The 23,431-nt window shown below is 45.3% G+C and carries 24 protein-coding genes; 20 read left to right on the top strand and 4 right to left on the bottom strand.

Annotated features, from left to right (window positions below):
* The first annotated feature begins 61 nt into the window (after positions 1 to 61).
* The 10 genes from KOD92_RS06795 to KOD92_RS06750 all read left to right on the top strand — a co-directional run bounded on the left by KOD92_RS06795 (position 62) and on the right by KOD92_RS06750 (position 10,287).
* The gene (locus tag KOD92_RS06795) at positions 62 to 1,030 is read left to right on the top strand and encodes a DUF2157 domain-containing protein (protein WP_215232800.1); all 969 of its coding nucleotides are present in this window, start codon (positions 62 to 64) and stop codon (positions 1,028 to 1,030) included.
* Positions 1,027 to 2,163 (top strand): hypothetical protein, encoded by a 1,137-nt coding sequence (locus KOD92_RS06790; protein ID WP_215232799.1) that lies wholly within the window; start codon positions 1,027 to 1,029, stop codon positions 2,161 to 2,163. Before KOD92_RS06795 ends, KOD92_RS06790 begins: the two co-directional genes overlap by 4 nt.
* A 58-nt stretch (positions 2,164 to 2,221) precedes the next feature.
* A complete protein-coding gene (locus tag KOD92_RS06785) occupies positions 2,222 to 3,199 on the top strand; it encodes a glycoside hydrolase family 43 protein (RefSeq protein ID WP_215232798.1) in 978 nt (325 codons plus the stop codon).
* Between the two features lie 29 nt (positions 3,200 to 3,228).
* Positions 3,229 to 5,259 carry a sialate O-acetylesterase gene (locus KOD92_RS06780; RefSeq protein ID WP_215232797.1) on the top strand — a complete coding sequence of 677 codons (2,031 nt, stop codon included), beginning with the start codon at positions 3,229 to 3,231 and terminating at the stop codon, positions 5,257 to 5,259.
* Positions 5,260 to 5,294: 35 nt separating this feature from the next.
* Positions 5,295 to 6,356 carry an endonuclease/exonuclease/phosphatase family protein gene (locus tag KOD92_RS06775; protein WP_215232796.1) on the top strand — a complete coding sequence of 354 codons (1,062 nt, stop codon included), beginning with the start codon at positions 5,295 to 5,297 and terminating at the stop codon, positions 6,354 to 6,356.
* A gap of 94 nt (positions 6,357 to 6,450) precedes the next feature.
* Entirely contained in the window at positions 6,451 to 7,212 is a 762-nt protein-coding gene (locus KOD92_RS06770) for an EcsC family protein (RefSeq protein WP_406566163.1), read from the top strand.
* 40 nt (positions 7,213 to 7,252) lie between these two features.
* Positions 7,253 to 8,041 carry an MlaE family ABC transporter permease gene (locus KOD92_RS06765; RefSeq protein WP_215232794.1) on the top strand — a complete coding sequence of 263 codons (789 nt, stop codon included), beginning with the start codon at positions 7,253 to 7,255 and terminating at the stop codon, positions 8,039 to 8,041.
* Between the two features lies 1 nt (position 8,042).
* Positions 8,043 to 8,807, top strand: a complete 765-nt coding sequence (locus KOD92_RS06760; protein ID WP_215232793.1) for an ABC transporter ATP-binding protein — start codon at positions 8,043 to 8,045, stop codon at positions 8,805 to 8,807.
* 2 nt (positions 8,808 to 8,809) lie between these two features.
* The gene (locus KOD92_RS06755) at positions 8,810 to 9,823 is read left to right on the top strand and encodes an MlaD family protein (RefSeq protein ID WP_215232792.1); all 1,014 of its coding nucleotides are present in this window, start codon (positions 8,810 to 8,812) and stop codon (positions 9,821 to 9,823) included.
* 95 nt (positions 9,824 to 9,918) lie between these two features.
* Entirely contained in the window at positions 9,919 to 10,287 is a 369-nt protein-coding gene (locus tag KOD92_RS06750) for an Hpt domain-containing protein (protein WP_215232791.1), read from the top strand.
* A 10-nt stretch (positions 10,288 to 10,297) separates the two neighbouring features.
* Here the strand turns inward: KOD92_RS06750 and KOD92_RS06745 are convergent, their stop codons facing one another.
* Together KOD92_RS06745 and KOD92_RS06740 are read right to left on the bottom strand one after the other, a co-directional pair.
* On the bottom strand, positions 10,298 to 11,482 hold the full coding sequence (locus tag KOD92_RS06745; RefSeq protein ID WP_215232790.1) for a glycosyltransferase family 2 protein: 1,185 nt from the start codon (positions 11,480 to 11,482) through the stop codon (positions 10,298 to 10,300).
* A gap of 3 nt (positions 11,483 to 11,485) precedes the next feature.
* Complete coding sequence (locus KOD92_RS06740; protein WP_215232789.1) at positions 11,486 to 12,403, bottom strand: glycosyltransferase family 2 protein; 918 nt, start codon at positions 12,401 to 12,403, stop codon at positions 11,486 to 11,488.
* Between the two features lie 179 nt (positions 12,404 to 12,582).
* On the opposite strand from KOD92_RS06740, the gene KOD92_RS06735 reads away from it, so the two are divergent.
* Genes KOD92_RS06735 through KOD92_RS06695 form a run of 9 tightly spaced genes read left to right on the top strand, consistent with a single transcriptional unit; the run spans position 12,583 to position 20,290 of the window.
* Complete coding sequence (locus tag KOD92_RS06735) at positions 12,583 to 13,119, top strand: hypothetical protein (protein ID WP_215232788.1); 537 nt, start codon at positions 12,583 to 12,585, stop codon at positions 13,117 to 13,119.
* A complete protein-coding gene (locus tag KOD92_RS06730; RefSeq protein WP_215232787.1) occupies positions 13,116 to 14,273 on the top strand; it encodes a response regulator in 1,158 nt (385 codons plus the stop codon). The genes KOD92_RS06735 and KOD92_RS06730 overlap by 4 nt, the downstream gene beginning before the upstream one ends.
* A 6-nt stretch (positions 14,274 to 14,279) precedes the next feature.
* A complete protein-coding gene (locus KOD92_RS06725; protein WP_215232786.1) occupies positions 14,280 to 14,618 on the top strand; it encodes an STAS domain-containing protein in 339 nt (112 codons plus the stop codon).
* Positions 14,619 to 14,646: 28 nt separating this feature from the next.
* Positions 14,647 to 15,222, top strand: coding sequence for an anti-sigma regulatory factor (locus KOD92_RS06720; protein WP_215232785.1), 576 nt, complete (start codon positions 14,647 to 14,649; stop codon positions 15,220 to 15,222).
* 2 nt (positions 15,223 to 15,224) lie between these two features.
* Positions 15,225 to 16,352: an acyltransferase family protein gene (locus KOD92_RS06715; RefSeq protein ID WP_215232784.1), complete on the top strand. Its 1,128-nt coding sequence runs from the start codon at positions 15,225 to 15,227 to the stop codon at positions 16,350 to 16,352.
* Positions 16,353 to 16,381: 29 nt separating this feature from the next.
* On the top strand, positions 16,382 to 17,272 hold the full coding sequence (locus tag KOD92_RS06710) for a glycosyltransferase family 8 protein (protein WP_215232783.1): 891 nt from the start codon (positions 16,382 to 16,384) through the stop codon (positions 17,270 to 17,272).
* Positions 17,273 to 17,283: 11 nt separating this feature from the next.
* Positions 17,284 to 18,045 (top strand): glycosyltransferase family 2 protein, encoded by a 762-nt coding sequence (locus tag KOD92_RS06705; protein ID WP_215232782.1) that lies wholly within the window; start codon positions 17,284 to 17,286, stop codon positions 18,043 to 18,045.
* Between the two features lie 14 nt (positions 18,046 to 18,059).
* A complete protein-coding gene (locus KOD92_RS06700) occupies positions 18,060 to 19,403 on the top strand; it encodes a flippase (RefSeq protein WP_215232781.1) in 1,344 nt (447 codons plus the stop codon).
* Positions 19,404 to 19,438: 35 nt separating this feature from the next.
* Complete coding sequence (locus KOD92_RS06695; RefSeq protein ID WP_215232780.1) at positions 19,439 to 20,290, top strand: glycosyltransferase family 2 protein; 852 nt, start codon at positions 19,439 to 19,441, stop codon at positions 20,288 to 20,290.
* Position 20,291: 1 nt separating this feature from the next.
* Here the strand turns inward: KOD92_RS06695 and KOD92_RS06690 are convergent, their stop codons facing one another.
* Both KOD92_RS06690 and KOD92_RS06685 read right to left on the bottom strand, forming a co-directional pair.
* A complete protein-coding gene (locus tag KOD92_RS06690) occupies positions 20,292 to 21,497 on the bottom strand; it encodes a glycosyltransferase family protein (protein WP_215232779.1) in 1,206 nt (401 codons plus the stop codon).
* A 6-nt stretch (positions 21,498 to 21,503) separates the two neighbouring features.
* Complete coding sequence (locus KOD92_RS06685; RefSeq protein WP_215232778.1) at positions 21,504 to 22,442, bottom strand: hypothetical protein; 939 nt, start codon at positions 22,440 to 22,442, stop codon at positions 21,504 to 21,506.
* A gap of 170 nt (positions 22,443 to 22,612) precedes the next feature.
* Here KOD92_RS06685 and KOD92_RS06680 point away from each other — a divergent pair, with 170 nt between their 5' ends.
* Positions 22,613 to 23,344 (top strand): FkbM family methyltransferase, encoded by a 732-nt coding sequence (locus KOD92_RS06680; RefSeq protein ID WP_215232777.1) that lies wholly within the window; start codon positions 22,613 to 22,615, stop codon positions 23,342 to 23,344.
* Positions 23,345 to 23,431: the final 87 nt, after the last annotated feature.

Here is a 23,431-nt window from a genome sequence, read left to right as displayed (position 1 = left end):
CAGGAGTATTAGCAGAATACGATTCTCAAAGTTGCTAATTTACCTTTCTGTCCCTATCTGAATGACAACGCAAAGTATCCTCAAAGAGCTGATTAACAAAAAGATCATTTCCGGTCACCAGGCGGAGGCGATCCGTTCATTTGAAACGAATAAGGCGTTTTCGGTGCACTGGGAGCTCAGGTCGATTCTTTTTCTGGGCATTCTCTTGTTCAGCTCTGGCATTGGAGTGTTGATCTACGAAAACATTGACACAATTGGTCATCAGGCTATTATCGCCGCCATTGCAATTCTGACGATCGTTTGTTTCTGGTACGTATTCAGAAACAGCCTACCCTATCAGCATTCCGAATTAAAAAACACTAACAAATTTGCCAGCTACGTGCTCCTCCTCGGCTGCACTACATTTCTCGCGCTCGAAGGCTATTTGCAATTTCAATATGAAATTTTCGGAATTAAATATGGCCTGGCGGTCCTGATACCCACTATCCTGTTCTTTTTCAGCGCTTATCGTTTTGACCACACGGGCGTACTTTCCATGGCGATTACAGGGCTTGCTTCTTGGGTGGGCCTCACGATCGCGCCGCTTTCGGTTCTTACGAAAAATGATTTTACCGACCAAAAACTGGTCTGGTCGGCGATTATTCTCGGCACTTTGCTGGCTTTGACGGGCTGGCTGAGCGATTCAAAAGAAATCAAAAAGCATTTTTCATTTACCTATCTCTTTCTGGGGGGAAACCTCGCCCTGATTGCTTCCCTGATCGGCTCATTCAGAGGCGAGCCGCAGATCGTATTTCAGTTTGCGGGACTACTGTTCTCAGTTTTCTATATATTAACCGCCCGCCGCTCCCAGTCACTCGTTTTTCTGTTAATGGGCGTTGTGACGGCATATATCATTGTTTCCTATATGTTGGCCAAGCTTTTGGGTGAGGCGCTTGCTATGACGCTCGCTACCCTGTATTTTACGTTTTCAAGCATCGGTGTTATTTTGTTTTTGCTCAAATACAAAAAATTCCTGGGTATCAAGAGATGATAAAGGCTTACAATAATACCTGGGTTACCAATCTTTATATTCGGGAAACTGCCGCAGGCTGGGTTTCTAAAAATCTGCTAACAACCGAACAGGAAGCCCAAATCCAGAAAGCTTTCCCTGAGCATTTTTATCGTCCCGGCATATTTGTGACGATCGGATTATTTTTCTTTGCATCAATCGCCTGTTCCTTTTTTGCAGGTTTCCTTTCCCTTTTCTTTCTGGATGGTTTCTCCGATGGGGCATTCGGCATATTCTCCATCATCTGCGCGATCGCTTTTCTGGCTGCGCTGGAATTTGTGATCCGGGACCGGAAATTGTTCCATTCCGGCATTGATAATGCATTACTTTACGCGGCAGTCGGGGCGGTTATAAGCTCTTTTTTCCTGATTATTGAGGGTGAAAGGCCGTGGCTCTACTGCTTTTTGTCGCTATTTATTCTGGTTCCGGCATTATTGCGCTACGCAGATTTGCTGCTTGCCGCCGTCACCTACTTCACAGCCGCGGCGCTCATCGCACTGATCCTCACTGAATCTGCATTGGGTAAGGCACTGCTACCTTTCGCGTTTATGATATTTTCATTTCTGAGCTACATGCTGGTCAGTCGCAGTACCAGTATTTATTACCACAAATGCCAGCAGATACTGGAAGTGCTTTCACTCGCGACCCTTTACCTGGCTGGTAATTACTTTGTCGTGAGAGAAGGAAATGCATTGCTAAATGATCTGCCCGCATCAACACAGGTCGCATTTGCATATCTGTTCTACTTCTTCACAGCTGCAATTCCAATAGCATATATCTGCCTGGGACTGAAAAAGTACAACAGGGTTTTATTTGTAACCGGCTTACTGGCACTTGGCGCGTCCATTGTAACCTACCGTACCTATTTTCTTCAACTAACAATCTCACAAGAACTTACACTGGCAGGCACTTTTCTGATCATAGTCGCGGTACTTGCAATCAGGTATTTAAAAAACCCGAAAAAGGGCATTTCTGACGAGCCGGAGGCGAAACGGAAGTTTGCTTACCTCGAAGCGATTGTGGCCGCAGAGGTACTTGGCCAGGCTCCCCAGGAGAACGGAATTCAGTTTGGAGAAGGAAATTTTGGTGGCGGAGGAGCGGGAGAAGCATATTAATCTGAGCAAAAATTTAGAACTTTACCCAGGTTCAAATATTAGCTCGATTTATCCCACTATGAATAAATACCTTTTCCTGCTTCTGATCTGCGTTTTTACCAATCCCCTATTTGCTCAGTCTGCTAAAAAAACATCCGGTAACCCTGTATTTAAAGGCTGGTACGCAGACCCCGAAGGAATCATTTTCGACAAAACTTACTGGATATACCCTACCTTTTCCGCGCCTTATGAAAAGCAGGTGCATTTCGACGCATTCTCTTCCAAAGACCTTGTCAATTGGAAAAAGCATGAGAATATCCTCGATACCAGTTCCATAAAATGGGCAAAGCGCGCGATGTGGGCGCCTTCCATTATTGAAAAAGACAAAAAATACTATTTCTTCTTCGGCGCAAACGATATTCAGAGCGACAGCGAAAAAGGCGGAATCGGAGTGGCTGTGGCCGATAAGCCCGAAGGTCCCTACCGCGATCACCTCGGCAAACCGCTGATCGATAAATTTCACAACGGAGCCCAGCCGATCGACCAGTTTGTGTTCAAAGATAAAGACGGACAATACTATCTCTTTTACGGCGGTTGGAAACATTGCAATGTAGCCAAGCTCAAACCGGACTTTACAGGCTTTATTCCTTTTGAAGACGGCACCATTTTCCGCGAGATCACCCCAAAAGGCTACGTGGAAGGCCCATTTATGTTTATCAGAAATGGCAAATATTATTTTATGTGGTCAGAAGGCGGCTGGACAGGTCCGAATTACTCTGTTGCCTACGCTATTGCCGACTCTCCTTTCGGACCTTTCGAGCGTGTTGACAAAATTTTGCAGCAGGACCCCAAAGTAGCTACCGGCGCTGGCCACCACTCGGTGATCCAGGTACCTGGCAAAGACGAATGGTACATAGTTTACCACAGAAGACCGTTAACTGAAACCGACGGAAATCACCGAGAAACGTGTATTGACGTAATGACCTTTGACAGCAAGGGTTTGATCAATCCAGTCAAAATCACATTTGAAGGTGTAAAACCTGTTCAGATAAAGTAATTGTTGTTGCGAAAAAGCATCTGCGTAAAATGAAGGCATTAATACCTGTCACCAGCTGCATGCACCGGCTGTTAAAAAATTCGGTAACCCTACTTTTTGTAATCTGCATTTCGGTTCCTGTTCAGGCGCAGCGGTTCAATTCTGTCGTTTTTGAAAAGCTTCCCCAGGATTTTCAGCTTTATCCGCGTGACGAAAAAAGTGAGGGAATTGTCCCGATCTCCGGGATTGTTGAGGCGCCGGACTGGAACTATATATCTGTTCAGATCACCAGAAATAATGCTCCATTTAAATATCTGAAGGCAAATCTTACTTACCAGTCCGGATTAGGAAGATTTGCAACCGAGGCGAAGATCAAAGCAGAGCTTGCGGGTTATGATTTCAAAGTTTACGTAGTGAAAGGAAGCGACTCGGTACTGGTAGTGACGAGGAAAGATGTGGTCAGCGGGGACTTTTTTGTCTTGTCGGGACAATCGAATTCCACCGGATTTTTTACTGAACAGGATACTTCCCGGTTTTGCAGGACATTTGGAAAAATCACGGAAAACCTCAATACCAATCCTTACAACCCAGCTGATACATTATGGGCATTTTCTAATGATGACAGTTTCAGGACGAATGTGGGTTCGATGGGTTTTGAGATTCAAAAGCAGCTTACTCAGCAATCCGGGATTCCAAATTGCCTCATCAATGCCGGATTTCACTGGTCTTCCGCTTTTGATCACACGAAAAGAAACGAAGCAAATCCTACTGACCTGAATACCGGTTACGGCCGAATGCTTTACCGCGTTCAGAAAGCCGGTGCAGCCGATGCCGTGAAAGCATATATTTTCCGCCAGGGTGAAACGGAGGCTTACCATGAAGGCTCAGACTGGCCGTCAAACTTTGCCCAGCTTCGCAAACTCGTAAAACAGGACTTTGCTAACCTGGCCAGAATTTACGTGTACCAGATAGACATTATCTTTTATCCCTCACCCATCGGCGCAGAAGTACGTGACTATCAGCGGCGGCTTTCGGAAATATATCCCGATGTGACTTCACTCGCAACCGTGGGCACCGCCGAATTTGACGGCTTGCATTACGGGCGAGAAGGGAACAAGCAAAATGGCTTCGAGCTTTCCAGGATCATGCTCAAAGACTTTTACAATTCAACAGATACCTCTAATATCCTTTCGCCTTTACTCAAAAAGGTATTTTTTAAAAATGCCGAAAAAAAGCAGCTGGTACTGGTATTTGACGAAGGCCAGTCGCTGGTGTACCCGGAACCTTACCGTACACCTTCGGGGGTAACGTTGGGTATGAAGGATTTTTTCTTCCTCGACTGGGAATCTGGCAAGGTAGCCTCGGGCAAGGCCGACGGAAACAAGATATTGCTCGAACTGACGAGCCCGCAAAACTCAGGGATCATTAATTACCTGCCGATGTACGTACCTGAGGGCGGCCCCTATTATCCTTTTACAGGTCCGTATATTAAGAATAGTAAGGGAATGCGCGCGATGACTTTTTACAATGTGCCGATCGGTACCGCATTGGCCGCACCGACCTTAACCGCCGCAAAAGAGAACGATACGAAGGTAAAACTCAGCTGGCAGATACTGGCGGGTGCGAATCAATATGTACTTGAAAGAAGATATTCAGATGAGTCAACATTTATTAAAATTGCCAGCCTGGATTCAGCAGATACCCAATTTGTAGACGAACCCCAGCCGGCCGATACCGTTACGTACAGATTGAAAGGAATCGGAAAGCTCTCTGAATCAGCCGATTTCGGTTACGCAAGCATTAATATGCCTGTTGTGCTGGGTGTGGAAAAAGTACTTGGCGCGTTATTTTCAGTATTTCCTAATCCAGCAATCAATAACCAGAAGGTACAGGTGAGATTTAGAAAGCCTGTGTCGGGACAACTTTCGGTCTTATCTTTGGACGGACAGACCATTTCGGAAATACAGGTAAAAGATGAGGGGGAAGTGAGTATGGACCTGCCAGCATTTCGGGAAGGGATTCATGTGATCAGATTCAGATCGGGAGAACAGGAATGGTCCGGTAAGATACTGGTGCGTTAATCGACATATACTTACCATCGTGAATTAAATTAAATATGCATTCTCTTAAAACGGGTTTGGAAATCGCCGGCGGGCTGATCGTTCTTTTTTCAGTTATTCCGCTCATTAGAAACGATTTCTGGGCTTTCCGCGTGTTCGAATACCCCAGGCTTCAGAAGCTTTTTCTGAATGTTTTGGTTTTAATATTATACTGCTTTCTATTCAGGATATCCTCGAATTTCGAGATCGGCTTTGTTATAGTTCTGTCCCTTAGTACAGCCTATTTATGCTATCAGATCTTCCCGTTCACGTTTCTTGCGAAGCGCGCTATGCTGCGGGCAACGAAGAGTGATCCTGAAAATACGGTAAGCATTATTTCGTCCAATGTATTTCAGGATAATAAAAACACGGCCGGCTGCCTGGCGCTGATCAAAAAGTATGATCCTGAGATCGTACTGCTTCTTGAAACAGACCAGTACTGGCATAAAGGTGTGGAAGAATTGAAGGAAACTTATCCGCATCAGGCGCTGGTTCCGCTGGAAAACACGTACGGAATGCTCCTTTATTCCAAGCTAAAACTGAAAGATACGGAGGTACGTTACCTGGTCGACGAAGAGATCCCTTCTATCAAAACGTGTGTGGAACTTGCGTCCGGCAAAACCTTCCAGCTGCATTGCGTACACCCTACTCCGCCCGTTCCCGGAGAAAATATTTATTCGACCGAGCGGGATAAGGAATTGCTGCTGGTAGCCAAAGAAGTGAAGGAATGCCAGATACCCACGATCGTCGTCGGCGACCTGAACGATGTGGCCTGGTCTTACACCACGCAGCTCTTTACCAGAATCAGTGGGTTGCTTGATCCAAGGCTGGGACGCGGCTTTTTTAATACATTTCATGCTAAGTATCCCTTCCTGAGGTTTCCCCTCGACCACGTTTTCTGCTCGACGGATTTTAAATTAAATCATTTGAAAAGGCTGGAAAATTTCAATTCCGATCATTTCCCGATTCTGATCTCACTGCAATACGAAGCAATCGCTGAAAAGCAGCAGGAAGAGCCGGAAGCGGACAAGGAAGACCTGGAACTGGCGGAAGAGAAGATCAGAAAAAAGACCGATTAAGGTTCAGTTGGAATGATTTTTGTGATCAAGTGGTAAACCTGATCTGTAAAAGTTACATTATCCTTCCTGATTCTTTATTCTGACCGATATGCATTTGACCACTTACGAGGAAAATACGCGGCAAGAACTGTTGAAATGGCAGCAAAAGATGCAAAAGCGGCCCAACTTTGTCGATAGGACTTCGAAGGCGGTGCAGGATAAGGTCAACAGCATTATTCCCGATAAAGTACACCAGGCGATCACGACGACGATCAAGCAAATGACGCGTGCAGTGCTTACCGGTGCAGAATTCACAACATCCATTACCCCGGCCCGGCATTCCCTGGAAGATATCGAGGAAGCGGCCCGGAAAAGAATACTATTTTACAAAAGAGCTGGCGCAGCCGAGGGCGGGATCACAGGTGCCGGCGGTTTTCTTCTGGCACTGGCCGAGTTTCCGATCCTGATTGGTATCAAGCTGAAATTACTTTTTGAGATAGCAGCTATTTACGGCCGCCCGGTGAACGATTACCGCGAGCGACTTTTTATACTACATATTTTTCAACTGACCTTTTCCAGCCAGAAACAGCGGCAGGAGGTTTTTTTGAAAATGAAGGATTGGCAGTTGAAAAGTCAGGACCTGCCCGAAGATATTCACCAATTTGATTGGAAAACGTTTCAACAGGAATACCGCGACTATATTGATCTTGCTAAAATGGCGCAGCTGATCCCCGGCATCGGAGCCGCGGTTGGGCTGATCGTCAACTACCGTTTGCTGGACAAGCTGGGAAAAACAGCAATGAATGCGTATAGGATGAGGTGGTTTGAGGAACAGACGTTGCCGGGAAACAAAGCATTACTCCCGCAGAGCGTCTGAAAGGAAGCAATAATTAAAAAATCACTTTGCCAAAATTTGAATGAGCGCTAAGAAAAGAGAACACGTTTACACCAGAAGATTGGACTCGGCCTTCCTGGCAGTTTACAATGGCTACGTATTCTTTCTGAGATTTTTCCGGGAAGTATTCAAGGGAAGAATGGAATTCCAGGAAATCGTAAAACAATGTTACGCGATCGGGAACAAGTCACTGTTGCTGATCGGAATGACGGGTTTTATTACCGGAATGGTATTTACAAAACAATCCCGGCCCTCACTCGCCGAATTTGGTGCCGTATCCTGGCTGCCTTCACTGGTCGCAATTGCGATCGTCCGTGCACTTGCTGCATTGGTAACAGCCCTGATCAGTGCGGGGAAGATCGGATCAAGTATCGGCGCAGAACTGGGCTCCATGCGCGTAACGGAGCAGATCGATGCGATGGAAGTTTCCGCTGTAAATCCGTTCAAGTTTCTGGTCGTAACCAGGGTACTCGCCTCCACGATTGCTATCCCGATTTTGATGTTCTATTGTACGGCGGTGAGCTTGCTAGGGGCTTTTTTAAATGTAACCCTCAACGAAGGGACCAGCTTTATCGCCTTCTTTGAGAGCGCATTTGAGCAAATCACATTTCTTGACATTTTCACTTCACTTGCCAAGTCTATCGCTTACGGATTTACGATCGGTATTGTAGGATGTTACCAGGGATACAATGCCAGCAAAGGCACTGAGGGGGTTGGAAAAGCTGCTAACTCTGCCGTTGTTATCTCCATGTTCCTCATTTTTATCGAGGAAGTGATCATAGTTCAGGTATCTAATTATTTCAGGATATAAAATGGAAGAAGTAAATCAGCCCGAAGCGCCGGTAATCAATATACAGGATCTGCACAAATCCTTCGGAAGCCTGCACGTACTTCGCGGTGTTGACCTAAGAGTCGAAAAGGGAGAGAATGTGGTGGTATTGGGTCGCTCAGGTACGGGTAAATCCGTATTGATTAAAATCATAGCCGGACTATTGAAACAGGACCGCGGAGATTGCCTCGTTCTAGGTCAGGAAGTTTCTACCCTGAACCAGAAAGAGTTGCGTGACCTGAGGATGAAAATAGGGTTCTCATTTCAGAACAGCGCTTTGTACGATAGTATGACTGTGCGTGAAAACCTGGAATTCCCGCTGGTGCGGAACGTTGCTAACCTGACCCGCGCAGAAATCAACGAACAGGTTGAAACCGTACTTGACGCGGTTGGGCTGCTGCAAACGATCAACCAGGTACCTTCCGAACTTTCGGGCGGCCAGCGCAAGCGGATCGGTATTGCGCGAACGCTCATTTTGCAGCCTGAGATTATGCTGTATGATGAACCCACAGCCGGTCTGGATCCCATTACCTGCCTGGAAATCAACGAACTGATCAACGAGGTAAAGGAAAAATATCACACAAGCTCAATCATCATCACCCACGACCTGACCTGCGCCCGCGCTACCGGCGACAAAATTGCAATGCTGCTGGACGGTCAGTTCCTGAAACAGGGTACGTTCGAGGAAGTATTTAATACAGAGGAAGAAAGAATCAAAAGTTTTTACGATTATAATTTTATTCAGTAATAATGGAAACATCAACAAGAAAACGCTCCGTCACAGTAGGTCTCTTTGTCATCATCGGCATCGTGATTTTCGTTGTAGGTATTCTTACAATCGGGAGCATGAAGAAGGTTTTTTCTTCCACAATAACCGTCAAAACTAAATTTGACGATGTAAATGGATTGAAGCCTGGAAATAATATCTGGTACTCAGGTGTCAAGATCGGGACTGTGAAAACGATCCGCTTCCTGGAAAATTCCAGGGTAGAAGTAATGCTCAATATCGAAGAAAAATCTCAGGAATTTATCCGGAAAAACGCGAAAGCGAAAGTCAGCACCGACGGATTGATCGGAAATAAGATCATTGTAATCTACGGTGGTACCCAAAAAGTACCTTCTATCGAGGACGGTGACGAGCTGGTGGTTGAAAAAATGGAAAGTACAGAAGAAATGCTGGCCGTTTTATCAGAAAACAACAAAAACCTGCTCGGTATCACCAGTGCCTTTAAAACCATCAGTGGGAATATCCTGGCCGGAAAAGGAACGGTGGGGATGCTTTTGAATGATGAAAGACTTTATAACGACGTTGACCAGACGCTGGCTGCGCTCAAAAAAGCTTCCGTGAATGCGCAAACCATGACCGCCTCGCTTTCGAGTTATTCTCAAAAATTGACCCAGAAAGGCGGTCTCGCGAATGATTTCGCAACCGACACGATGATCATGCGGGATCTGCGCGGCACCATATCGCAGTTGAATGAAACAGTAGGTTCGGCCAATGTAATGGTCAACAACCTGAAAACGGCGAGTGCCGAGTTAAACTCTAATAAAACAAGCCCGCTGGGTATATTGCTGCACGACGAAGCGACTGCGGCTAATCTGAAAGGAACTATTCAAAATCTGGAAAGCAGCACTGGAAAGCTTGACGAGAATATGCAGGCGCTGCGCTCAAATTTCCTGTTCCGCAGATACTTCAAGAAGAAAGCTAAGGAAGAAGCGAAAGAGCCTGCAAAAGAAGAGCCAAAAGCAGAGGGAACCGAATAAATGTTATAGTTTTGCGGAATTACTTTGGGGGAGTGTAATGCTCCCTTTTTGTTTATAAAATAACTCACTTCTGGAAGACTTTTAACCGTAAACCGATGGCCCTACAAATAAATCCAGCCCTGGATATTGCTTATATTGACCAGGCATATGGAGAAGATCCCGTAATTCTGCACATGATTTTTGATGCGTTTTTAAGCGACTCGCTCCCCCGATGGAGAGCTCTGGAAAACGCACTGAGCAGAGACGACAGAAAGGAATCGGCCAGTATTGTTCACGGGTTAAAACCTTCCTTCACCATGACCGGCCTCACCGGTATCCGCCCGCGGGTTGAAGTGCTCGAAAAAGCGATCAAAGATGAAGCGGATGCAGGCGAGCTGATGGAAATGTATACCGCTATTTCCAAAGATCTTGACATCTTCATTCCCATTCTTGAAACCGAATCTGCGCGTTTAAAGCTGATGTAATACTGCCCTTTCAAACTGCATTACTGGCACTTTTCCGCTTGGAACGGTCCCAGGCGGCACTTTGTGATCCCTTGATATATCTCCTGATCCCGGCTAGCACGGCGTAATTCATCACGCAAAAATAGTAGGGAACGAACAGCGCCTTGACCTTGATCCTGCGCTTTTCAAGCAACCAGCCTAGCAACGCAGCACCGTAAAATGCAACCTGCGCAGCCAGAATCAGTCCGTAGAACCAGCCGCCCGTTTGCGCCACAATTACGATATTGAGCACAAAAGCAAGCATCATCAGGAACGGCGTGATCGTCCAGCGCAGTACGCGGTGACTGATATATTGAAATGAGAGCAGCGGGTCGTGAAAAGGATTCAATAGTTTTTTAAGTCTCAAAATCGACTGGATCCCGCCTGCGGCAATACGTACCTTTCTCTTTAATTCCTCCTTAATGTCCTCCGACGAAAGCTCCGATGCATAGGCGGCCGGCTCGTAAATAATGCGGTACCCCTGCTGCGCAATGCGCATTGAGATCATAAAATCGTCCAGTATGGTATCCGGCTCAACGTCCGTATAAAGTGAATTCCTGACACTGAAAAGCTCCCCCGCCGCCCCGACCACCGAATACAGCTCAGAATCCCACTTTTTCAATGTAGACTCGTATTTCCAATAGAATCCTTCGCCAGCTGTCGCATCTGCAACCGCCTCCTGCATAACCCTTTTTTCACCCGATACCGCCCCCACTTTCGGATCTGCATAATGCCGGGCTATCAGCAAAAGTGCTTCCTGATTCAGGAAAGTATTCGCATCCGTAAAAACCACGATTTCAGACTCCACTTCTTTCATTGCCCGGTGCATTGCCAGTATTTTCCCGCTACGCTGCGGCGTGTGCATGAGTTTGATCTCCGGATAATGCCGCACGAGCTCCGGCGTGCTGTCCGTGGATCCGTCCGTCACGAATACGACGCTCAGTTTGCCGGCAGGGTACGAAAGCTGCAGCGTATTCGCAATTTTCTCTTCAATGATACTTTCCTCATTATAGGCAGCGATGATTAATGTTAACGTCGGCAGCTCGTGGTCCAGGCCGGGAATAACCCGGTTACCCTTGATCATGCGCCTCAGCCGGACAAGGATATACAACACGATACCGTAGCCGAGAAAAGTGTAAAAAACGACGAACAGACTGAGCCAGAAGAGGATTTTCATAAATTAGCGGGTAAGCGGAAAGCCGAGATCATCGCTGTCCGCCTTGTGAGTTAAATGCCAGGTAATAGCTTTCAGGAACACCGGGATGAAGCTGTATTCCTTGTTTTTGATATATTTAAAAATATTCCGGGGCGCGACTGTGGCCAGAAAGTAGCAGCAGAAAAAGAAGAAGGTACCGCCAGGTGCATTCTTTCGGATGAACAAAATGCGATTCCTGTTCATGAAATATTCCTTTAACGCAGTTCGCTTCCCCACCGAAACCGATTCCTTGTGATAGATCAGCGCGGATAAGTCGACGTGGATCTCGTAACCCGCCTTTCGGATGCGCTCGCACCAGTCCAGTTCTTCATAATAGAGAAAATAATTTTCTGCCATTAATCCCGCCTTTTGCAAAGCTTCCCTCCGGATCATCATCGCTGCGCCGTGCGCGTAGCCCGTCTCTCCGCTGAGCGAGTCATATTGCCCCCTATCCTCTTCAAACTGCCCGATCACCGCATTACGCGCCGTCAAATAGTTCATTGGGGTATAACCCGTATATTGAAGTATTTCGGGGGTATCGAAATAGTTGATCTTTGGAGAAATCATTCCGATTCTTGGATTCGCCTCTAACTTAGCTACCAGCTTGCCGATCAGATCGGGTGTAACTTCCGTATCGTTATTGATCAGGAACAAAAAATCACCCGTAGCTTGTGCGATCCCGATATTATTTCCTCCTGCGAAACCGGTGTTTTTTTCTGACCTAATAAACTTAATGTCGGGGTATTTCGCGTCCCAGGCAGGAACAGGGTCAATCCGACTGCCATTGTCGACCACTATAATTTCCAGATCACGGTAAGTATTAACCTCTTGAAGCGATTTGAGCAGGTCCTCGGTAACCTGAGGCTGGTTAAAATTAACCGTCACAATGGAAACTGTTTTCATTCAAAAAATGACTTCTTAAAGTGTTCGGAATGAGGGAATATTTTCGTTGTTTTGTAGAACTATTTCAAAATTAGCATAAAAAATATAGCTTTAACAAATTGTAATGCTGATGTGCGTATTTTGAACTAAACACCTGCATTCGCACATAGAACCAAGCATCCCTAATCAACGCTGAACTAGTGAAAATTACCCGTCTGCTGGAAATCAGGCCCGTTAAAATCTTCCCGAGAAAACAATCGGAGAATACATTGCTTGAGAGTAAGGTGCAGGAGCTGGTTCAGGCGATCGGGCAAGCGCCTGTGGATTCGCATCGGGCCAGGATTTATCAGGAGCAGATCTCGGAAGCATTTGAAAACGCCGAGGAAACGCGCAGGAAAATCGCGCCTTTCCGGGCACTTGACGAAGATAATTCACTTTCAAGGGAAGAGCTCCTGGAAGGATTGGAAAAATTGCTGGCCGAAAATCAGATAGATAGTAAGATCAGCAGCGGACATCCGGCAAATAAAGGACTTCAGAAAGGAGTGATATTGATACTGGCTGTGATTCTGATCACGACCGGATTTGCAATGATCATTATGCCCGCTCCTGCGAGTTTTGAAATTGCGACCATATTTTATTTCACGCCTCAGGACGGCGTCACGGTAATGGACCTGGTTTCGTTGCTGATCATTTTCGGTGGAGTGCTCCTGATCGTTTTAAACTTTAACAAGAAATGATCGCATTTCCCGACCCGCCCACCAGTGTAAAAAGGATCCTTTTGGTGGAAGATAGCGTGCTGTTCGGCAGAGTAATCGAGTCGGCCCTGCGCAAAGCCGGTTATGAATGCGTGCTTTGCGACTCCGGCCCCGGCGCACTGGACCTGTTGTCAGTGGAAATACCTGATCTGATCATTTCAGATTACGATATGCCGGGCATGAATGGTTTCCACTTTCGCCAGGCGGTGCTGATGAATCCCAAAATCAATGAGATACCCTTCGTATTCCTCACCTCCTTCACCGACAATTCGCTCGTTTTGGAAGGTTTGAATATGTACGCGCTGGATTTCATCAATAAAGAAACACCGATTCCCGTCATCGTTTCCAAGCTGAATAATATTATTAAATCACTTGAAAACGAGCATTTGCGGTCTGTTCGTGAGCTAAAAATTGCAGCCGACGCATTGAATGTGAAATCTATCCCGACCAGCGCACCGGAGCTGCCGGGCTTCAAGATCCATTTCTGGCATAAAGGCTACCGGGGCTATCCAGGCGGCGATTTTATCGATTTTGTCCGTGTCGATAATCGCTATTGTTTCGCATTTCTGGGCGATATTATGGGAAAAAAGTGGAAGGCCTGGTTTTTCACTTTCGGCTTCCTGAGCTATATCCGTGCAGCGATCCGGTTTTGTGTATTAGACAAGGACTTTGATCTGGATGAAATTGTTCAAAAGATCAATAAACTGATCTGTCTCGACGAAAGCCTTCAAAACATCCTGTCCAGCCTTTCGCTGATCCTGCTCGACAGTGAAACCGGCGAAGTGCATTACACCGGCGCGGGTGACCTTCCGCTGATCGGCTTCAAAACCGCAAACCAACGCATAGCAACAGTCCAGTCTTCCGGTCTCTTGCTCGGCCTGCTGGAAGAAGGATTATATGACAAACAGGTCCTGAAAATGCAGCCCGGAGATCAGCTCGCGATATTCACCGACGGTATGATTGACATTCCCGATAAAAACTCTAAAAAAAGCGATTATCCATTTTTTGTTGAAAAGATCCGGCCCTATTTAGGCCAGTCGCACAGTTTTGACCTGATCCAAAAGTACGTACTGTCGGGTATCGACGACTCCAACCAGCTGGATGACGCGAGTATTATTTTTATTGAAAAACAATAGGTTACTATGATCCTAAGTACAAAAGAAGTCAACGGCGTTGTTCAGGCCACCATTTTGGCAGTAGAAGCCAACCTGACCAATGCAGACCAGTTCAAAGAGGAAATGATCACCCTGATGGTGAACGGTGCAAAACTGATCGTGGTGAGCTTTGAAAATGTGAATTATATAGACAGCTCATTTTTAGGAAGCCTGGTGGTCGCACTCAAATACGGACTGCCAAGAAGCATCGATATTTACCTGGTCGCGCTGAAACCTGATGTACATAACCTGTTGACGCTGATCAGAATGGACAAGGTATTCCGGATTTTCAAGGACCACGAGCAGGCGATGGAAACGCTAAGTTAATCGGTGGTCAAACGTTTAAAAACAGAGCATGAGGGAGCCGAATAACAAGTTTGAGAAAGTTTTTAAATGCAGTCGCCAGGAAATTTCAGACATGTTGAACCGGTGTATGGATTATGTGGGCAACGATGAAATGATCTCCGGAGGAGTTACTCCTGAGATCAGGTCGCGGTTTAAATGGGTGGTAACGGAAATGCTGACCAATGCGATCAAGCATTCGGGGGTTGACGAATGTACCCTTTCCATTAAGAATGACGCAAAAAGTCTGATTCTGGAAAAAGAAGATGTCGGACTTCCGCTGAGACTCGCAGAACCCGACGGTCAGAAGCACATTAGCTGGCCGCTGGAAGGAGCTGTTCTGCCGGTCAATTTTCAGATCTATCAGAATGGGGTCGAGTCGCTTTTGCTGACTTCGACCAGTAAAACGAATGCAGTTTTTTCAGTAAAAGAAATAGGTGACGGCGCATTACCGCCGGTCTCCGCTACTCTGAACGAACATTTTGGCCTGCTGATCCTGGCCAAAGCAGCAGACGAATTTGAATATGAATACGACGCCCAGCGTGGGATAAACCGGTTCCGCTGTGTATTTAATTTGAAAAATAACTGACGATGAAGCACAGGTTTGAGGTACTTGACATTTTCCGGGGCTTGTTTGCGTCATTGGTTTTCCTTTTCCATCTGGCCCCATTCGCAGCGACGCCGATCATCAACAACAGCTTCATCGCGAACTCGGATATGTTTGTGGATTTTTTCTTCGTGCTCAGCGGATTCGTAATTGCATACAGTTACCAGGCAATATCCTCTGTCAGCGAAGTGAAATTATTTCTCAAAAAACGCTTTCTGCGGATCTACCCGCTGCATCTTTTCATGCTGCTGGCTTTTGTGATAATTGAATTCGGCAAGAAAATGATCACAGCTTACGTGAAAGTCAACAACCCGAACGATCCCGACAACAACATTTACACCTTCATTACCTCCCTTTTTCTGCTCAACTCCACTCCCGTTTTCGACCCGAAAGACGTAAGCTGGAATATCCCAAGCTGGTCCATCAGCGCGGAAATGGTATCCTATATTGTATTTGCACTCCTCACATTGTGCGTATTTATATTAGGTGCGGGTAAAATAAAAAACTGGTTTTATGCGCTGGTAGTGATTCTGGCAAGCATCTGGCTGATTTCTGTTCAGACCGGTTTCAAGATCGACTTTACTTTCGATTATGGTTTCTTGAGAGGCGCGATCGGCTTTTTCCTTGGCGCGATTTGCGTGAACTTCTTCCGGCTTACTTACAACAACGTTTCCACATTACCTTCTACACTGTTTACATTCCTTGAAATAATAACTGTGGCCGCAATTGTGGTTATGATCAACTGGGGAGAGGTTTTGAAAGAGATCGGTTTTGTTTACGAAGCATTATTTTTTGTCTCGATCTACATTTTTGCATTCGAGAAAGGTCGCATTTCAGGTTTGATGAAAAGTATCCCGCTGCTCCATAATCTGGGCAGATACTCCTACTCTATTTATATGTGCCACGCGCTGATGATCAGCCTGTTCAACGTCGCGTTTATCAGAATACTCAAATTTCCCGAAACCGCTTATTCTTACCTATTTATACTGAATTTCCTGATCATTTACATCTTCTCAGCCTGGACTTACAAGCACATAGAAATGCGGTTTGCGTATAAGTCGAAACCGAAAGCAGCGAGAAATGTAGCGTCGCCCGAATTGAAAACACCCTAATAATCAGCCAGAATTATAACATCGAAAGTATGAGCATGAAAGACACGATTACCATTGTAGTTGCTACCGATAACCACTACGCAATACTGCTGGGCGCGCTGATCAAATCCATCGAGATGAATCACAAGACGCACGAAAAAATCGCATTGTACATTATCGATGACGGCATTTCAGCATCCAGTAAAAAGAAGATACTCGCGTCCAGTAACCCGGCGGTGACGACGATGTACTGGCATAAAACCAATGATGTAATTCCGCCTAATGTGAAGATTCCGGTAGATAAATCTGCATTCCCGATCACTACTTACCTGCGGCTTTTTGCACCTTATATCATCCCGAAAGAGACTACAAAAATGCTTTATCTGGATGTGGACATGCTTTTGATCGAGGATATCTCAAAACTCTGGCACATTGACCTCGGCGACAAACTCTTTGCGGCAGTGCCCGATCTTGCGAAGATTTTTGCCAGCGAATGGGGTGGTGTTCCCAACTATAAAGAGCTAGGTTTCGCGCCCGACACGCCCTATTTCAATGCAGGTATGTTGCTTTTGGATCCTATCAAATGGAGAGCGGGCGACCTTTCGAACAAAATTATCCAGACCATTTTTGACAACATCGCGTCGGCCAGTTTCCCCGATCAATATGGTCTGAATGTGGCTCTGGCAAATCAATGGGTCATTTTGGACCAGCGCTGGAATACCTTCGCCGTGCTCGAAATCGAAGATCCCTGGCTGATCCACTACCTCGATATCAAACCGATATTCCAGTCTTACAATTGTAACCCGGCTTACAAAGACCAGTTTTACAAATACCTGAGAATGACGCCGTGGAAAGATCACAAACCTGTTCCGGACTGGGTAAGATTGAGCAGAAAAGCGTATAACAAACTGAGAAAAATTGTTTCGGGATATCTCAAATAGAACACTTTCAGATGCATAGTTTTGATGAAATAACTTTACTCGTAACGCATTATAACCGAAGCACTTCGCTCGAAAGGCTATTGAAAAACTTCGCCGATCTGGGTTGCAGTTTCGGAAATATAGTTGTGTCCGACGACGGCAGCAAGCAGGAGCATATTGACTATATCAATTCCCTCAAAAGTAAATACACTTTTCAGCTGGTAACCACGCCGAAGAACAAGGGTTTGGGGAATAATATCAATAAAGGCCAGGACGCGGTGGGCACGCCTTATACTTTGTATGTGCAGGAGGATTTTGTGCCGCAAACCATTTTTCCAGCAAACCTCGCCAAAGCTTTTGGTTTCATGCAGGAGCGGAAGGAGCTGGATTTTGTCCGGTTTTATGCCTATTTCAAATATCCTTATCTGAAACCGTACAAAGACGGATTTTCGGATATGATCTTCAAGATCGGTAATCCCGGCTACAAGAAATTTTACTATTACAGCGACCACCCGCATTTGCGCAGAACCACCTTTTTTCAAAGGTTCGGCCGCTACCCCGAAGGCTTGAAGGTGGAAGTGACCGAGTACAAAATGATGATGTCGGTTTTGAAAAACAAAGGTAAGGGGCTGTTTTTTGAGGAATATACCACCCTGTTCGACCAGGTGAACTCTTCTGCTGAACCGAGCACGGTGAGACGAAATTTCTGGCGGGAAACTGAAAATCCTTTCGTTACCATGTCGCGGCATTTGTACCGGCATGTAAAATTTAATTACGATTATCTGACCTCCTAGCGTCAGCCGGTACCATGGCAAGTGAAAAAAATGGAAATGACCAGTATTGGCTGAAATCGGGATTTATCAATGTCCTGCAAAACCTGACGGGCGTACTGTTCGGTTTTGGTGGATTTTATTTGCTGGTAAGAATGCTCGACAAGCATTCATTCGGTGTGTGGACACTTTTCGCGGCTACTACCACCATTTTCGAAATGGTACGCAGCGGACTGATACAGAATGCATTGATCAAATATCTTTCGTTCAGTGACGCCAAAGAACATAACAAGATCCTTTCCGCTTCTTTCGCACTCAGCGGCGGGCTTACCGTGCTTTGCATTCTGGTTAACTTGTTGCTTGCGACTTATTTAGGCAGGATCTGGAATTCAGAGGAGATTATTCCGCTGTTCTGGGTTTACAGCATTGTCTACCTGTTTTCAGGTATTCTGTCACAATTTCACTGGATGGAACAGGCCAATTTCCGGTTCAATGGAATTTTCTTCACGAACTTCTTAAAATCCGGCGTATTCTTTTGCTTTCTGCTTTTCTGCTTCATTTTTGATTTTCAGATCAAGCTGGTACAGCTCGTTTACGTGCAGGCAGTTGCGCTGTTTCTGGCTATTTTACTGGAATATTATTTTGTAAAAGACCTGCTGAATTTCACTTTGCAAGTAACCGGAGAGTGGGTCAGGAAACTATTGAATTACGGCAAATATGCATTCGGTACGTCAATAGGCTCCATTCTTTCGAGTACGATTGACCAGATGATGCTCGGTTCGCTGCTTTCGCCGGCGGCTTCTGGTGCATTCAATATCGCAGTTCGCATCATGAACCTGGTTGATATTCCCACCAATGCGATTGCCGTGATCGTGTTTCCGCAAAGTGCGCGCCGGCTGGCTACCGAGGGAGAAGCTGCTATTAAATATTTGTACGAAAAATCGGTCGGTACCATTCTTGCCATACTGATCCCGGCATTGCTTTTCCTGTTCCTTTTTCCAGATTTTGTGGTGAGTTTTATCGCCGGCGACAAGTACACTGAAACGATTCCGATCCTGAAAGTGACCGTTTTATATTGCGTACTAATCCCGTTTGGAAGACAATTCGGTACCATTCTCGATTCGATCGGCAGACCGAAAATCACCTTTTCACTGGTACTCCTGAGCGCGATCACCAACCTTGGGCTTAACTATATTTTGATCACCAGAATGGGCGTAATGGGAGCGGCTTATGCGACTTTGATTTCCAACATTTTCAATTTCGCAATCTCACAAACGATATTGAACCGGATACTTAACGTCAACATTCTCAACACCTTTGTTTACGCTTACCGGTTTTATCCCGAGTTTTTTGTCAAATACATCAAGCCGAGGCTAACCTGATTTCCAATACTGATCAACATCATAAGTCGATTCAAATGTCATTTTTTAAAAACCCGGACTGGCTCGAAAAATACAATTATCCCTACACTGCATTCGAGCAGATCCCGGCGACTGTTTTCGATGAAATAAACCAGAGGCTGGACCAAAAACAGTCTTCCGACCCACTCGTGACCGTCATGATCGCGGCCTGGAATGAGGAAGTCAACCTGCTGAGATGCGTAGCGACGTTAGCGGCGATGGCAGCTGCTACCCCGTTTGAAATTCTGGTTGTCAACAATAACTCGACCGACAAAACGCAGCAAACCATTGATTCCCTGCATGTAAGAACCGTTTTTCAACCCATTCAGGGACCGGGCCCGGCGCGACAACTGGGTCTGGAAAATGCAAAAGGCAAATACATTCTCCTCGCCGACGCCGATTGTTTTTACCCGAATTGCTGGATGGACGAAATGCTGAAAGTACTTACCCAGCCCAGCGTAGTTTGCGTTTACGGGCGGTATTCATTTATCAGCGAAGAAGGCTACTCGCGCTGGCAGCTGTCGGTTTTGGAAACAGCCAAAGATGTGATCGCCGAATACCGCCACCTCAACCGCCCTTACCTCAATACTTATGGGATCAGTATGGGATTTGTGCGTGAATTTGCATTGAAAATTGGCTTCGTCATGAAAAACGTGCGGGGCGAAGATGGGCGATTGGCCTATGCACTAATGAGTTACGGGAAAATCAAACAGGTAAAGTCAAACAGCGCTCGGGCATGGACTGGCGCGCGCACATTGAAAAGAGACGGAAGCTTTTTTAGTCTTTTTACGAAACGGGTGGTAAAAGAGATTAAAGGGCTGTTCTTCAACCTGCATTCAAAAGCGCCGAAGGAAATCGAAAAGCTCTGAATTACTTATTGCTGAATGCATTAGCCAGCAGTTCCGATATCTGGTCTACCCTTTTTTCCCAGGTATTATCCGTCGCAATCTGAATCCTGCGCTGCCTTTTTTCCTCATTGTCGTTTTGCAACGCATCTTCGATCGCTTCGGTAAACGAATCTGCATCGGCGCAAAAAGCGACGGAATCGCCTGTGAATTCTCTTAGATCGTCATTGAAATTAATGGAAACCAGCGGCTTACCTGCTCCCAGGTATTCAAAAAGTTTCAATGGAAAAATAGTTGCGCTCACTTCATCGCGCTTGAAAGGCAGCAACGCTACATCAAAACCCTTGATCACGGCAGGCATTTCGGAATAAGGAACGCTGCCTGTTGAGTAAACATGGGGAGTATTGAAAAACCAATCGGGAATATAAGACCTATCCTGCGGTCCGACGAAAACGAAACTTTTGTCGGGGTTTTGGCGAATAATCTTTTCCAGCATCTCATAATCCATGCGCCGCTCGATATTTCCAAAGTAGCCGACTACCGGTTTAGGAATATCTTTCAAAACCGAAGCAACTGGCAAATCCGGATCCAGCGCTTTCTGACTGTGCCGGATATCCGCCGCATTTGGAACAAAGTATGTATTGGTATTCAGCAACTTACTGTTGTTATACAGTTGCCGGCTGGTACAGAATACCAGGTCACTTTTTCTGAGCAGTTCGTTTTCTGAAATTCCTCCATGCCGCGCATCAAACGGGACCACAATGGGATCTACGCAATAGTAGGCAGTTAGTTTCGGAGCTAATCCTTCAATCAGATTCGGGTAATGGAAATTGAAGGAATTGATGTAGATGAAATCCTTGATTTGGTATTTCCTAATAACCCTTTTCAGCTTCGCCCGGATCAATGCTTCATTGATTTTCAGCAGCGTCCGAAACAGTTTTCCTTCCGGCAGAAAGTTGATTGAAAGTAACACTGGCGGGACAATTACTTTAAAATCAGCAACATCCGTATCAATCACCGCATCATTTGTTACATCAAAGTAGCCTTTCCTTTTCGCAATCTCGGGTCCTTTTCGCAGCCGCATATAGTCCTTGATCGTGAAAGGATGCTCCACATAAAAGACCCGGTTTTCCCGCGCGAGCATTTTTGCAACGGTGTAATTGGTCGATTCGATTTTGGAATCAAACCGTGGTAAACCAAATACAATGATATCTTTTCCTTTCAGTTTCATGGTACGTCAGACGAAGTATTCATTTACATACTGCTTTACTTCATCGTCAGTTTTCGCATGAAGGATTTTCGCGCCGGAAAGTTGCGGGTACAACTTTTCGTAGCATTTGAAATGATGCTCCGGCCCCTTCTTGGAAAGGATCAGATTTGTGCCGCCAAAATAACTTGCCAACGTGGCCGTACCGCCGTGAATGGAAATGAATTTGCTGGCATTTGCGTACACGATGAGCTGTAAGTGATTGAAGTTGTTCGCATTTGCCTTATTTTCCTTGAAGAGATTTTCCATCAGAATCACATCAGGATAAGTCCTTTCCAGCCAATCATATTCGTCCAGATCATAAATATCACTGTTATCCATCGTGATATGCTGCGGTCTCGGACGGTTGTAAATGATCGTGTATTTGTCAGACAGACTATCAAATATATAGGTGAGCAATTCAATACTGTAAAAACTAATCGGCGGACCGTCCCATTCCATATTATACCGGTTCGCGACGATCAAAATGGGCTTATCGTATACATAAATATTATTCTTATAATGCGCTTTCAAAGGTACCGGCAGCCACTTTTTCATATCATAGTCCTGGCTGTACAAAATACGCGGCATTTCGAAATTCTTATTGCCTTCTTCGGTGCGAATATCAAATGCTTCAATATGTTCCGGCGAGAAAAAATAAAGCTCTTTGGTAAACTTCGGACCACTGGTCGTTTTTAATGTACCATTTTTAAAATGCCAATACGCAAAAGGAAGGACAAATTGTAATTCAGGAGCAAATTCACCCTGAAAAGACAGCTCTTTGTATTTTGGTTTAAACAAATAATCCCTAAAAAAATACCTGATCTGGTTCAGCCGGCAGGAATAAGTGTGTCTGTAAAAGTATCTGAGCTCTATCGGCAGATTACCATATTTGATCAGTACTAAAAAGCTAAGTAATTTATTAAACATACAGTCACAAATTGTTCACAAAAGCGTAACTCCGGTTGGTTCATTTTAGTAAAAATAAGGAAGAAATGTCAGTCGTGTAGCAATCGTGTGCTAAAAGTATTAAATTTAGGAGTGGCAACTATTTCTACGAAAGGAGCAGTACATCTTATTTCCCAGTTTTACCTATTACCATGAAAAATTTTATCCGTTACCTGTTGCAGAAAACGCTGTCTTTCAAAAATTATCTTTTCCTGTTTTCGCTGTATTCGATCAGGACTATTGAAGCCGGAAAGTACGAGCGAGAATTTTTGCATTTCATTAAAATCATCAAAGGGAACGGCATCATTCTGGACATTGGAGCGAATATCGGTATTACTGCTGCACCGCTCGCCAAACATCATCCGGGCGCACAAATCCACGCCTTCGAACCTATTTCAGAAAATTTTTCTGCGCTGCAAAGGGTTGTTAATTATCTCAAACTGAATAATGTGAAGCTTTTCAATATTGCATTGGGAAGTGAGGACGGAAATTTGAAAATGATTATGCCGGTGCGAGGTAATTCCCGGATGCAGGGATTGAGCAAAGCTTACGAAGAAGGCGCTGGCGAAAAAGGAGTTATCTACGATGTTCCTTTGAAAAAACTGGATCACATTTATCCTTTCGAAACCAATATCACTGCGATCAAAATTGATGTCGAAAACTTCGAGCTGGAAGTTTTGAGAGGTTCGGTTGAGGTGTTAAAACGCAATAAACCAACTATTTACGCAGAGCTATGGGAAAATGATAACCGCACCAAGGTATTTGAGCTGCTGAAAAATATTGGCTACAATTCCTTCACATTCGATCTCCAAAGCGAAACGCTGCAACCTGTCACAATCAGAGAAGGGTTACCTGCCGGAAACTTTTTCTTTATCCCTGCTTGAAATAATACTACACCAATAAATTATTGATTTATTAATATTAAATTTGCAGGAAAGCCCCTCTTATTATTAAAGAGTCGATTTAGAAAA

The organism is Dyadobacter linearis (assembly GCF_907165045.1).
GTDB lineage: Bacteria > Bacteroidota > Bacteroidia > Cytophagales > Spirosomataceae > Dyadobacter > Dyadobacter linearis.
The sequence above is the reverse complement of the archived record's forward strand: the minus strand, read 5'-3'. Positions and strand labels throughout refer to the sequence as shown.